This window comes from Amycolatopsis sp. NPDC049252 (assembly GCF_043197175.1).
Taxonomy (GTDB): Bacteria; Actinomycetota; Actinomycetes; order Mycobacteriales; family Pseudonocardiaceae; genus Amycolatopsis.
Window position 1 is genome coordinate 43917 of the sequence record NZ_JBICSQ010000060.1, and the last position, 12174, is coordinate 56090.

Consider the following 12174-nt stretch of genomic DNA (forward strand, 5'->3'; position numbering starts at 1 on the left):
CCTGCGGAACGCTGCTAGTTTTGACGGCATGAGCGAGCGACGCGCCGACGGAAGCGCCGGTGACGCCGACTACGGCGCGATCGGCGGGGTGTACACCGACTACCGCGTGCCGGACCCGCGGATCGGCCGGTACATCCTCGACGCGCTCGGCGAAGCGCGGACCGTCCTCAACGTCGGCGCGGGTGCGGGGGCCTACGAGCCGGACGACCGCGAGGTGACCGCGGTCGAGCCGTCGGCGTCGATGCGCGCGCAGCGGCCCGAGGGCCTGCCACCCGCGATCGACGCCGTCGCCGAGAAGCTGCCGTTCCCGGACCGGTCGTTCGAGGGCGCGATGAGCACGTTCAGCGTCCACCAGTGGAACGACCTGTGGGCCGGGCTCAAGGAGATCCGCCGGGTGACCCGCGGCCCGGTCGCCATCCTGACCTGCGACCCGGCGCTGCTGCGGCGGTTCTGGCTGCTCGACTACGCGCCCGAGGTGATCGAGACCGAGGCGCGGCGCTACCCGCCGGTCGACGACATCGCCGACGGGCTCGGCGGGCACACGTCGATCGTCGGCGTCCCGGTGCCGATCGACTGCACCGACGGCTTCAACGAGGCCTACTACGCCCGCCCCGAGCGGCTCCTCGACCCGGGCGCGCGGCTGTCGTGCTCGGCGTGGAGCTTCGTCGACGACCGCGTGCACCACCGGTTCGCCGCCGAGCTGCGCCACGACCTCGACGACGGCACGTGGGAACGCCGCTACGGCCGCCTTCGCGAGCAGCCGACGTTCGACGGCTCGCTCGTCCTCGTCGTCTCGGTGCCCGAAGGAGCCTGACGTGCCGCCACCGCCGTTCGACCCGGAGCTGGCGCCGATCGTCGAAGAGCTGCGGGCGCTGCGCCCGCCCTTGGCGGACCTGGCCGACATCCCCGGCCGCCGCGAGCTGAACGCCGCCGACCACCGGACCGTCGAGGAGCTGGCCGCCGCGTACCCGCGGTTCGCTTTTGCGGAAGAGCACGCCGGTGCGGTGCCGCTGCTGGTCGCGCGTCCGGCCGAGAGCGCGGGTGTTCTCTACTACGTGCACGGCGGCGGCACGATCGTCGGCAGCCACCTCGGCGCGGACGTGCCGAACCTGCTGGACTGGGCGGGCGAACTGGACCTGACCGTCGTGTCGCCGGGTTACCGGCTCGCGCCCGAGCACCCGTACCCGGCGCCCGTCGAGGACTGCTACGCCGGTCTGCTGTGGACGGCGTCGCAGGGCGACGGCCCGCTCGTCGTCGGCGGCATCAGCGCGGGCGGCGGCCTCGCGGCGGCCACGGCGCTGCTCGCCCGCGACCGCGGCGGCCCGGAACTCGCCGGGCAGCTGCTGATCTGCCCGATGCTCGACGACCGCAACGACACGCCGTCCGCCGTCGACCTCGACGGCCGCGGGCTCTGGGACCGCACGGCCAACCACGTCGGCTGGACGGCCTACCTCGGTGCTCGCCGCGGCACCGAAGACGTCCCGCCGTACGCCGCGCCGGCCCGCGCCGCCGACCTTTCCGGGCTGCCCCCGGCGTTCCTGGACGTCGGCACCGCCGAGACGTTCCGTGACGAGGTGGTCGCCTACGCGAGCCGCCTCTGGCAGGCGGGCGGCGAGGCGGAGCTGCACGTCTGGCCCGGCGGCTTCCACGGCTTCGACGCGCTGGTGCCGAAAGCACAGCTCAGCCGGGCGGCGCGGGCCGCCCGGCTGACCTGGTTACAGCGCTTGCTCAGCCGCCGGCCAGCAGCTCCTGCAGCTCGCTGACGGCCTTCCCGAGTTCGTCGGCGAAGCGGTACATCTCCGACGACACGTGCTTCGGCGTGCTGAGGTAGATGTTCCAGCGGTCCGGCAGCAGCACGTACGCGATGCCGATGCACTGCGGGCTCGTCGAGCCGAACCCGAAGTACTGGATGTTCACCGACGGTGCCGAGCTCGTGCTCAGGTAGTCGTCGCGCATCTTCAGCCAGCCCGGCGAGCTGTACAGCGGCAGCGTGTCCGCGTCACCCCGCCGTTTCGCGATCAGCTGCAGCTCCCACAGGTGCTGCTCCGGCGCGTCCCCGGCCTGACACTCCTTCGCCCGTGAGACGTGCTTCGCCGCCGCGGTACGGAAAGCCTCCCGCTTCTCTTCCGTCGAGCCGTCTTCCATGGCGGCGACGAACCGGAAGACCTCCGGCGTCACGACCCGCATCGCCTCGGTCCGGCCGTTCCGGAACTGCCGGGTGGCGATCGACTCGTACGTCGCGCCCGTCAGGCCCTTCGCCCGCTTGTGCGCGAGCTGGTACGCCATCTGCGCGAAGCCGTCGGGGGACATCCCCAGCTCCTTCACGCGGTTGGCGCCGAAGTCGAACGACACGGTCTGCGTCGCCGTGGCGTCCGCGTACGCCGCGAAAGCCTCTCCGGCCGCCCGGGCGTCTTCGCGGAGCGCGTCGGTCAGCGTGAACTCGACCGGCGTGAACCCCGGGACACCGCCGGCGGGATCACGCGGGAGCCGTTCCCCGCTCAGCAGCGCGTCCGTGAAGCCGAGGATCGTGGTGCCGTCGAGTTCGCAGTGCTCGACGTTGATCCCCGCGGTGCCGTCCTCGAACACGATCAGCGACACGGCCTTGTCGTACCAGCGGTTGGCGCCGTAGAGCAGCTGATCCGCGGCTTCGAGCGTGGTCGACGGCGTGAAGTCGTCCAGGCACAAGCAGAACAACGCCGTCTCGACGGTCTCGAGCGCTTCGGCGTTGCCCGCGTCGATCAGCGCCTGACGGCTCGACGCCCACTCCGCACGGGCCTTCGTGGTGAAGTGCCCGGCGGGCACGTCCGTGTCGTGGTCGTCCTTGAGGATCGCCCGCAGCCCGTCGGCGATCTGCCCGGCGGAGTATGGGCGGCCGTCCTCGGCGACGACGTCCATCCGGAACGGCGTGTTCCGGTGGAACACCACGATGTGCCGCTCCCGGGACGGCCCTTCCCAGCCCTCGCGGTACGGCGTCCGCGCGTGGTCCAGCGGGTCACCCGGGATCCGCGTCGCCGAGAACAGGTACTTGTGCTGCACCATCGACTGCGGCGCACCGCGCACGAGCACCGGCGGCACCAGCTCGTCGTCGAGCCGCAGCTTGTAGTCCACGGCGGACGCGGTCAGCTCGGCCGCGCGTTCCACCTGGCCCAGCGGCGATGCGGCGAACAGGAAGAAGAAGTTGGCGTTCAGCGCGATCCGGTCGCGGCGGCCGAGGTAGCGGTACGGCCAGAAGGTGTCCAGCCAGCTGTGTACCCCGGGCGAGGAGTCGTACTCCTCCAGCGCGGCCTGCAACCCGTGGGCCGGGCTGCCGGGCGCCAGGAAGTCCTCGACCGCCGCTTCGGTCTCCGCCAGCTCGTCCGGCGTCAGCAGCGGGCCGCACCACTTCAGGAAGCGGCGGCCGCTGTCGGCGAGGGAAGGCACGGGAACGCGGGGAAGCCGGTCCTCGTTGCCGAACGTGCGGGGGGACCATTCCGGACTGCTCACTCTGTCATCCTCGTTAGTCGGGAGAAACCGTGCTGAGCGCGGAAGCCAGTCCGGCTGCCGCACCCTTCTTCGGTCGGGAAACATACAGCTGCGCGTACAGCCAGCCGTCGGACTCGAACCCTTCGGGATCGACGCCGGCCTCGCCCAGCGAGTCGATGATGTGCGCCTGCTCTTCGGCGCTCGCGAACCGCCGCTGGCGGAACACGCCGTCGATGGCCGCGGTCTCGTAGCCCAGCTCGGCCAGGCTTTCCGCGACCGGCTCGTAGGAGAACATCCGCAGCACGAAGTGCGCCATCCACGGCCGGCTGCCGCGCGCGATCCGGGCGATCGACTTCTCGGTGACGTACCCGACGCACCCGGTCGAAATGACGAGATCCACCTGATCGAGGAGCGGCTGCTGCGTCTCGTCGGGGTCGTAGCGTTCGAAGTCGGCGTAGATCGTCTCGTCGAGGAACCCGGCGGACCGCGCGTAGTCCAGCGCCGCCCCCGCGGCGTCGAGACCGAAGAACCGGGCGCCGTCGGCGGTCGCGCGGCTGCGCACGAGCCGCTGGTCGCGTTCGAGCAGCGCGGCGCGGTCGAGGTCCTCGACACCGGGCGCGGTGTACTGCTCGTAGAGGTCGTCCAGCGTCGCTTCGCACCGCAGCAACGCGCTGTTGACGCCGTAGGAACAACCGACGTCCAGCACCGTCGGCCGCGCGACCGCGCGCTCCGCCTGGTATTCCTCGATCAGTTTCGTGAAGTACGGCTTCGCCAGCTGCGGAATCTGGTAGTCCACGCGCTGCAACGTCCCGAAGAACGGACGGGGGTCGGGCGCGGTGTAGATGTGATCGAACGAGATCTTGCCGGTCGAGTCGAAAGGCACGGGCCAGGCTCCTAGATCTAGTCGAGCAGGGCGTCGCCCCGCACAGCGTGACCAGCCAGGTGCTCGGGCAGGACCCGGCCGAAGAGCTGCCTGGTCCGCTCCGGGCTGCCGATGACGCCGGGGCGCTCGCTGTAGGCGAAGATCGCCGAGTGGCGGGCGATCTTCCCTTCCACCCTAGTGACCCGATGCAAGGCGAAGCGGCCTTTGAACAACTGCAGATCGCCCGGACGGAGGCGGAGGCGCTGGACCGGATGGGTGCTTTCCCCGGAAAGAACCGCCCGGACGTCGGCGAAGTTTTCCGCGTCGGCGGAGCGGATGTTCGGGCAGTATTCGAACGTGCCGCCGGCACGGGTGGCCTGCGTCAGCATGCTGACGGTGTAGGAGTTCGTGTCGAAGTGCCACGGGTGCGCGCGGCCGGGCGCGATCACGTTCAGCGTCAGCCCGGACAGCGGGTCCGCGAGCTCGTGCAGCTCCGGCAAGCCGAAGCAGTCGGCGATGAACCGCTGGAACAGCGGGCTGCCGTAGAGCCGGCCGATGATCGCGCCGGCCGGGATGTGGTCGCGGGCGACGAAGGCGTTGCCCCGCTCCATGATCGTCCGGCCCGGGTGGTCCGCGGGGAGATCCGCGTCGATCGCGGTGTTGTAGGCGTTGACCTTTTCGATCTTCGTGTAGGCGTGCGGTTCGAGCGCGGCGCACTCGGCCCGGAGGACCTTGTGCAGCTCGGGCCGGATGAAGTCGGCGAGGACGCTGCAGCCGACGTCGGCGAGGTCCGCGCGGGTGCGGGCCACGACCTCCCGCCAGGCGGCGCTGCCGGGATCAGTGAGCGGGTAGCGGTCCGAATCGATCATGTCCAGCGCGGCCACGGAGGTGCTCATCGAAGTCCTCTCGACGGGTGAAGCTGCGGTGCTTGCCCGGGTCGTGAGGAAAACAACTAGCACAGGGTTCCCGATCGGAACCGTGGGTTTGTGAGCGGTGACACAAGGTGGTCAGGTGCCGATTTTGGTGGCCCACGCGCTGAGCTTGACGGTGTCCGTGGTGCCGAGGTCGGTCTCCAGCGGCTGCTTCTGCGCGGCTTCCCCGGGGATCGGGATCACCGAGATCGCCGCACCCGTGTGCTGGTCCCCGGTCGTGACGGTGGCCGACCAGGCCAGCACGGACAGCACCTTCCCGCCCGGTGGGACGGTCAGGTCCTGCGGGCCCGGATCCGGCGCGAAGTAGGACGTCTCGTGCAGGACCTGGACCTGCAACGGCGAACCGTCGCCCGTCAGGATCGTCACGTCCGGGTAGCCGGTGACCTTGCGCGGCTTGCTGTCCAGGTTGGTCAGCGTCAGCACGCTCGCGCGGTGCCCGAGCCCGGCCTCGACCTGGCCGACCGAAAGCGACAGGCCGGCCGACGGCGGCGGCGCGTACGTCGGGCTCGGTGTCGTCGTCGGCAACGGGACGGGCGGCGGAGGCGGCGCCTGGCCACAACCCGCGAGAAGGGCGACGACGATCAACGGCGCGAAGCGGAAAACCCCCATGCGGCCGAAGAGTAGCGGGCGCCCCGGAGCCGGGCGCCCGCTGTGTCAACCGGGGCTCCGCCCCGGGCCGGGGGCTCCGCCACCCGGAACCCCCGAACCGCTTTTGCTACGGCGTCAGCAGGGGCAGCAACGGCTTCCGAACCGCGGTGGCGACGCCGTCGGACGCCTCGGCCGCGGCGATCCGCTCGGCCGACGGCCGGCCGTACCCGGTCGTCCGCTGCACCAGCGGCCGGCCCAGCGGCTCGACCATCTCGCGCATGTCGCTGATCGTCTTGTACGACCCGTTCGACGCACCGGCCATCCGGCTGATCGTCTCCTCCATCAGCGTGCCGCCGATGTCGTTGACGCCGCCCTGCAGCACCGCGCGGCTGCCCTCGGTGCCGAGCTTCACCCAGGAGCTCTGGATGTTGTCGATCATCCCGTGCAGCAGCAGCCGGGCCAGCGCGTGCACCGCCCGGTTCTCGTTCTGCGTCGCGCCCGGGCGGGCGAGCCCGGCGAGGTAGATCGGTGAGCTCTGGTGGATGAACGGCAGCAGCACGAACTCGCTGAACCCGCGCTTGCCGTGCTTCTCCAGGCCGTCGCGCTGCAGCTTCGCGAGCAGCTTGAGGTGCGCGACCCAGTGCGCCGGCGTGTCGACGTGGCCGTACATCATCGTGGACGTCGTCGGCAGGCCGACCTCGTGCGCGGTGGTGACGACCTTGATCCACTCCGACGTCGGCAGCTTGCCCTTGGTGAGCACCCAGCGGACGTCGTCGTCGAGGATCTCCGCGGCCGTGCCGGGCAGCGAGTCGACGCCGGACTCCTTCGCCGCGATCAGCCAGTCGCGCAGCGAGAGGTTGGTCCGCGACGCGCCGTTGACGACCTCCATCGGGCTGTAGCTGTGCAGGTGGATGTCCGGCTGGCGGCGCTTCACCTCGGCCGCGAGGTCGAAGTACGCGGTGCCCGGCAGGTCCGGGTGGATGCCGCCCTGCATGCAGATCTCGGTCGCGCCGGCGGCCCACGCCTCGTCGACGCGGTCGCCGACCTGCTCCAGCGAGAGCGTGTACGCGTCGGCGTCGGTGCGCCGCTGCGCGAAGGCGCAGAAGCGGCAGCCCGTGTAGCAGACGTTGGTGAAGTTGATGTTCCGCGTGACGACGAAGGTGACGTCGTCGCCGACCGTCTCGCGCCGCAGGTCGTCGGCGAGCTTCGTGAAGGCGTCGAGTTCCTTGCCGTCGGCGGACAGCAGCGCCAGCGCGGCGTCGTCGGAGAGCCCGGCGGGGTCTTTTTCGGCGCTGCGCAAGGCTTCCAGCACGGTGGAGTCGAACTTCTGCGGCCCGGTCTTGATCCGGTCGCCGATCTCCTTCCAGTCCCCGTACACCGAGTCGAAGTCGCTGCGGCGGTCTTCCGTCCGGCCGGTGGTGTCGATCTCGGTGTGCAGGTCGGTGCGGCCGGACTGCTGCCAGCCGCCGTCCGGCTCCTGCCACGGGATGCCGACCGGCATCGCGCCCTCGCGCGCCATCCCGGTGGCCGGGTCGACGAGCGCGGCGACGTGCCGGGTGATCCGCGGGTCCAGCCACGGCTCGCCGGCGTTGACGTACTCGGGGTAGATCGTGAGCCGTTCCTTCAGCTCGAAGCCGGCCTTCTCGGTGCGGCGGGCCAGCTCGTCGATCTGCGGCCACGCGCGTTCCGGGTTGACGTGGTCCGGGGTCAGCGGCGAGACGCCGCCCCAGTCGTCGATCCCGGCGCGGATCATCAGGTCGTACTGGTTGCCGATCAGGTTCGGTGGCGCCTGGATGCGCATCTTCGGGCCGAGCACGAGCCGCGCCACGGCGATGTTCGCGGCCAGCTCTTCGAGGTCGGCGTCCGGCGTCGCGCGCATCTTCGTGTCCGGCTTGGCCCGGAAGTTCTGCACGATGACTTCCTGGATGCCGCCGTAGGTCTTGGCGATCTTGCGGATCTCGAACAGGGCGTCCGCGCGCTCGTCGTGCGTCTCGCCGATGCCGATCAGCACGCCGGTGGTGAACGGGACGCTGCTGCGGCCGGCGTCTTCGAGCACGCGCAGCCGGACGGCGGGATCCTTGTCGGGTGACCCGTAGTGCGGGCCGCCCTTCTCGCTCCACAGCCGGGTCGCCGTGGTCTCCAGCATCATGCCCATCGACGGCGCGACCGGCTTGAGGCGCTGGAAGTCCTGCCAGGACAGCACGCCGGGGTTGAGGTGCGGCAGCAGGCCGGTCTCCTCCAGCACCCGGATCGCCATCGCGCGGACGTAGGAGAGCGTGTCGTCGTAGCCGTGCGCGTCCAGCCAGTCGCGGGCCGCCTTCCAGCGGTCCTCGGGCCGGTCGCCGAGGGTGAAGAGGGCTTCCTTGCAGCCCATCTCGGCACCCTTGCGGGCGATGTCGAGGACCTCGTCGGGCGAGAGGAACGGCGATTCGAGCCGGCCGGGGACGGTGACGAACGTGCAGTAGCCGCAGCGGTCGCGGCAGAGCCGGGTCAGCGGGATGAAGACCTTGCGGCTGTAGGTGATGATCCCCGCGCGGCCGGCCTCGGCCAGGCCGGCGTCACGGATGCGGGAGGCGTACTCGGAAAGCTTCCCCAGGTCTTCGCCGCGGGCGTGCAGCAGGACGCTCGCCTCGGCTACGTCGAGTGTCTTCCCGTCACGCGCCCGGGCGAGCGCACGGCGCATCGCGGAGGCGGTCGGGGTGGTGGCGTCAGGATCGGGTCCCATTCGGCCCACGCTAGGACCGTCCTCGTACGACCAGCCAGTGTGTGTTCCGCACCCGGCTCACCCGATCGTGGATCGTGATCGTCGTCGCAGGTCAGCGTGGTGCGCTGGTTGTCGATCAGCCGTCCGGCGTGTATTACCTAAAGGGTGGCCTCGGTGATCGGGAAGAAGATCGGCGGACGGACGTACTACTACCTCGCGGAGTCCGCCCGCGTGGACGGCAAGCCCCGCGTGGTGACCCAGCGTTACCTCGGTACCGCCGACGAGATCGCCCGGGCCGTCCCGGGCGGTGAACCGGCGTCGGCACGCTACCGCGCGTACGGCGACGTGGCCGCGGTGTGGGCGACCCTGCGCCGGCTCGACTTCGTCCGGCGCGTCGACGAGGTGGCCGGACCCCAGCGCGCCAAGACGACGCTCGGGCAGACGCTGGCGATCGCCGTGCTGCACCGGGCGACCGCGCCGGAGACGCCGATCGCGCAGTGGTGGGCGACCGGGGCCGCGGCGGACTTGGTGCACCCTCGCGTGTCCACAGTGGACACGGTGTGGCGGGCGCTGGAAAGGCTGACCCCCGAACGCATCGCGCGCATCGAGGAGACCGTCGCCGCGGCCGTGCTGGAGGTGCTCGACGACCACGCGGCCCTCGCCGTCGACGTCCCGCAGTTCGCCGCGTTCGCCGCCGCGGACTGCACGCTGCCCTCGGCCTGCCAGGGTGTGCTCGCCGGCGTGGGCCTGCGGGTGACCCGCGACGGCGCGATCCCGCTCGGCTCGCGGCTCTACCGGCGCGACGACGGCACCGCGCCGACGTTCGCCGCGCTGACCGCGGAGCTGGGCCCGGCGACGCTCATCTTCCACACCGGGCAGGCCGCGCAGCTCGACCTCGGGTCACGCAGCGGGTTCGTCGGCTCGCTGCCGCTGACCGACCACCCCGAGCTGCTGACCCAGCCCGCGTCCGCCCGCAAGCGCGTCGACCCCGAACGGTTCGCCGGCCTCACCGCGCTGGACACGCACGCGGTCGTCGACGGCGTCCGGCGGCGGGTGATCCTGACGCATTCGGCGACGCTGCACGCGGCGCAGTCCCGCGCGTTCGCCGACGAGCTGGCCACCGCGACCCGCGAGCTGGACGGCCTGGCCGGGGCCCTGGCCGCGGGCACCCACCGCGGTGACCGGGCGCAGGTGCACGCCGAGATCGGCCGGGTCACCCGCGGCCGGCGCGTCGAACGTGTGCTCACGGCGGTGCTGAGCGGCAGCCGGGCCGGGGAGATCCGGCTCGAACGGCGGATCGACACCGCTGCCGTCGCCCGGCTCGACGACGAGTTCTTCGGCAAGCAGGTGCTGGTCACCGACCAGGACTGGCCGGTCGCCGAGGTCGTCACCGCCTACCGGGCCCGCACTCACCTCGAATCGACGTTCCGCTGGCTGACCGGCCCCGCCGTCACCGGCCCGACCCCGCGCTGGGAGTGGACCCGGCAGCGGATCGCCGCGCACGGGCTCGTCTCGGTCCTCGCCGCGACGGCGACCCACCTGATGCGGCGCGAGGCCGACCGCGCCGGGATGAACCTGTCCGTGCGCGAACTGCTGGACCGGCTGGCGGGCATCGGCGAGCTCGTGCTGCGCTACCCGTCCACCGGCGGACGGCCGCGGACCGCGCGCCAGCCGACCGAGCGTGACCCGGCCCAGCAGGCGCTGTTCGACCTGTTTCAGGACTCCCGGTAGATCTGCAGCGCGGAGAAGCTCTGGACCACCGGCATCAGCTCGATGACGTTGATGTTCACGTGCTTCGGCTGGCTCGCCGCCCAGTGGACGGACTCGGCGACGTCGTCCGCGGTCAGCGGGGTGGTGCCCTGGTAGACCTTGTCGGCCTTCTCCTGGTCGCCGTCGAAGCGGACCTTCGAGAAGTCCGTGCCGCCGACCATGCCGGGCTCGATGTTCGTCACGCGGACGCCGGTGCCGTGCAGGTCGCTGCGCAGGTTCAGGCTGAACTGGTGCACGAACGCCTTGGTCGCGCCGTAGACGTTGCCGCCGGGGTAGGGGTAGGTGCCGGCGATCGAGCCGATGTTGATGACATGGCCGCGGCCGCGCTCGACCATGCCGGGCAGCAGCGCGCGCGTGACGTGCACCAGGCCCCGGACGTTGGTCGCGATCATCTCGTCCCAGTCGGCGAGGTCGGCCTTGTGCGCGGGCTCGAGGCCCTTGGCCAGGCCGGCGTTGTTGACCAGGACGTCGACCTCACGCCAGTCCTCGGGAAGGGTGTCGATCGCGGTCTTGACGGCTTCGGGGTCGCTGACGTCGAGTTTCACCGTCAGGACGGCGTCGCCGAGTTCCGCGGCGAGCTTCTCGAGCTTGTCCTCACTACGGGCGACGGCGATCACCCGGGCGCCCTCGGCGACGAACCGGCGGGCGATGGCGTCACCGAAGCCGGCGCTGGCGCCGGTCACGAACACGGTCTGCTGGGTCATGGCTTGGCTCCGCTTGTGGTCAGGAAGGTGCTGAGCGCTTCGTTGAACTCGGTCTCGCGCTCCAGGTTAGGCAGGTGGCCCGCGCCGTCGATCACCACCAGGGCGGAACCGGGCACTTCCCGGTGGATCCGCTCGGCGTCGCCCACCGGGGTGAACTCGTCCTCTCTGCCCACGACGACCAGGGTCGGGACCGCGATGTTCCTGAGCCCGGGGGTGTAGTCGGGACGCTCGGCCCGTCCTCTCAACGCGGCCGCGGCACCTTCGGCGGGAGCGTTGCGCATCATCCGCCTGACGTGCTCCTCGACGTCCGGCCTGGTCGCGCGGGTCTGCGGCGAGATCATCTTGGGCAGGAGCTCGTCGGCGTAGCGCTCCATGCCTTCCCTGGTGATCCTCGCCGCGGTGTCGACGCGGCCCTGTTTCACCTCGGGGGTGTCGAGGCCGGCGAAGGTGTCGGCCAGCAGGAGTGCGCTGACGCGACCGGGGTGGTCGGCGACCGCCTGCATGACGATCTGGCCGCCCATGGAGAGGCCGCCGAGCACGAAGGTCTCCACGGCCAGGTGGTCGGCCAGCTTGATGAGGTCGTTCGCGAAGACGTCGAGGCCGGTCTTGGCCTCTGCGGTCTTGGGGGTGCTCTGGGTGCTCTGGGTGCCGTAGCCCCGAAGGTCCGGGACGACGACGCGGTAGCCGTGTCCGGTCAGGTGCTCGACCTGGGGCCGCCACATCGAGCGGTCGAAGGGGTGGCCGTGGACGAGCAGGACGGTCGTCGCGTCCTTCGGTCCCGCGTCGTCGTGCGCGAGGGTCGTTCCTTCTGTCATGCCATCGACGCTAAGCGGAGCTTTGGCGCGGAGCAATACGGTGCAATGTACTCGGAGCAATGTTCTTGCTGTGCTCTTCCCGGGCTATTCCTCTGGCGCTCCGGGCGCGTTGGGGGCACACTGGGGCCAGGCGGGCTCCGTCAGGGGTTCTGACCTGCGCTGATCTTGTTAAGGGACCCCCCTGTTTCGGGGGGTTTCGGGGCATGTAAAGTTCTCCAAGTCGCCAGGGAAACCGGGCGGCGGGGACACGAACCAAGCTCTCGCAGAAGCGATTGAGTGGGTGTCCCACACAAACTGCTAGGAATAACCCGCTTCGGGTGATGCCGGGCCTTGCGAG

10 protein-coding genes are annotated in these 12174 nt (G+C 70.9%); 3 read left to right on the top strand and 7 right to left on the bottom strand.

Annotated elements, in window-relative coordinates:
• The first annotated feature begins 28 nt into the window (after positions 1-28).
• Both ACGFMK_RS36910 and ACGFMK_RS36915 read left to right on the top strand, forming a co-directional pair.
• On the top strand, positions 29-814 hold the full coding sequence (locus ACGFMK_RS36910; protein ID WP_392773514.1) for a class I SAM-dependent methyltransferase: 786 nt from the start codon (positions 29-31) through the stop codon (positions 812-814).
• A 1-nt stretch (position 815) separates the two neighbouring features.
• The gene (locus ACGFMK_RS36915; RefSeq protein WP_392773516.1) at positions 816-1763 is read left to right on the top strand and encodes an alpha/beta hydrolase fold domain-containing protein; all 948 of its coding nucleotides are present in this window, start codon (positions 816-818) and stop codon (positions 1761-1763) included.
• Here ACGFMK_RS36915 and ACGFMK_RS36920 read toward each other — a convergent pair.
• The 5 genes from ACGFMK_RS36920 to ACGFMK_RS36940 all read right to left on the bottom strand — a co-directional run bounded on the left by ACGFMK_RS36920 (position 1729) and on the right by ACGFMK_RS36940 (position 8569).
• The gene (locus ACGFMK_RS36920; RefSeq protein WP_392773518.1) at positions 1729-3483 is read right to left on the bottom strand and encodes a choline/carnitine O-acyltransferase; all 1755 of its coding nucleotides are present in this window, start codon (positions 3481-3483) and stop codon (positions 1729-1731) included. The two genes, ACGFMK_RS36915 and ACGFMK_RS36920, sit on opposite strands and share 35 nt — an antisense overlap.
• Positions 3484-3496: 13 nt before the next feature.
• Positions 3497-4345: a class I SAM-dependent methyltransferase gene (locus ACGFMK_RS36925; protein WP_392773520.1), complete on the bottom strand. Its 849-nt coding sequence runs from the start codon at positions 4343-4345 to the stop codon at positions 3497-3499.
• Positions 4346-4362: 17 nt separating this feature from the next.
• On the bottom strand, positions 4363-5220 hold the full coding sequence (locus tag ACGFMK_RS36930; protein WP_392773522.1) for an arpA protein: 858 nt from the start codon (positions 5218-5220) through the stop codon (positions 4363-4365).
• 111 nt (positions 5221-5331) lie between these two features.
• Positions 5332-5865: a DUF4232 domain-containing protein gene (locus ACGFMK_RS36935; protein WP_392773524.1), complete on the bottom strand. Its 534-nt coding sequence runs from the start codon at positions 5863-5865 to the stop codon at positions 5332-5334.
• A gap of 106 nt (positions 5866-5971) precedes the next feature.
• Complete coding sequence (locus tag ACGFMK_RS36940; protein ID WP_392773526.1) at positions 5972-8569, bottom strand: bifunctional FO biosynthesis protein CofGH; 2598 nt, start codon at positions 8567-8569, stop codon at positions 5972-5974.
• A 153-nt stretch (positions 8570-8722) separates the two neighbouring features.
• Here ACGFMK_RS36940 and ACGFMK_RS36945 point away from each other — a divergent pair, with 153 nt between their 5' ends.
• Positions 8723-10279 carry a transposase gene (locus tag ACGFMK_RS36945; protein WP_392773527.1) on the top strand — a complete coding sequence of 519 codons (1557 nt, stop codon included), beginning with the start codon at positions 8723-8725 and terminating at the stop codon, positions 10277-10279.
• Here ACGFMK_RS36945 and ACGFMK_RS36950 read toward each other — a convergent pair.
• Together ACGFMK_RS36950 and ACGFMK_RS36955 are read right to left on the bottom strand one after the other, a co-directional pair.
• Positions 10264-11022, bottom strand: a complete 759-nt coding sequence (locus ACGFMK_RS36950; RefSeq protein ID WP_392773528.1) for an SDR family oxidoreductase — start codon at positions 11020-11022, stop codon at positions 10264-10266. The genes ACGFMK_RS36945 and ACGFMK_RS36950 overlap by 16 nt on opposite strands.
• A complete protein-coding gene (locus tag ACGFMK_RS36955) occupies positions 11019-11837 on the bottom strand; it encodes an alpha/beta fold hydrolase (RefSeq protein ID WP_392773530.1) in 819 nt (272 codons plus the stop codon). The genes ACGFMK_RS36950 and ACGFMK_RS36955 overlap by 4 nt, the downstream gene beginning before the upstream one ends.
• Between the last annotated feature and the right edge of the window lie 337 nt (positions 11838-12174).

Excerpts from the sequence above, each read along its gene's own strand:
- ACGFMK_RS36910 (WP_392773514.1), top strand. The coding sequence starts at position 29 with ATGAGCGAGCGACGCGCCGACGGAAGCGCCGGTGACGCCGACTACGGC.
- ACGFMK_RS36930 (WP_392773522.1), bottom strand. The coding sequence starts at position 5,220 with ATGAGCACCTCCGTGGCCGCGCTGGACATGATCGATTCGGACCGCTAC.
- ACGFMK_RS36935 (WP_392773524.1), bottom strand. The coding sequence starts at position 5,865 with ATGGGGGTTTTCCGCTTCGCGCCGTTGATCGTCGTCGCCCTTCTCGCG.
- ACGFMK_RS36940 (WP_392773526.1), bottom strand. The coding sequence starts at position 8,569 with ATGGGACCCGATCCTGACGCCACCACCCCGACCGCCTCCGCGATGCGC.
- ACGFMK_RS36950 (WP_392773528.1), bottom strand. The coding sequence starts at position 11,022 with ATGACCCAGCAGACCGTGTTCGTGACCGGCGCCAGCGCCGGCTTCGGT.
- ACGFMK_RS36955 (WP_392773530.1), bottom strand. The coding sequence starts at position 11,837 with ATGACAGAAGGAACGACCCTCGCGCACGACGACGCGGGACCGAAGGAC.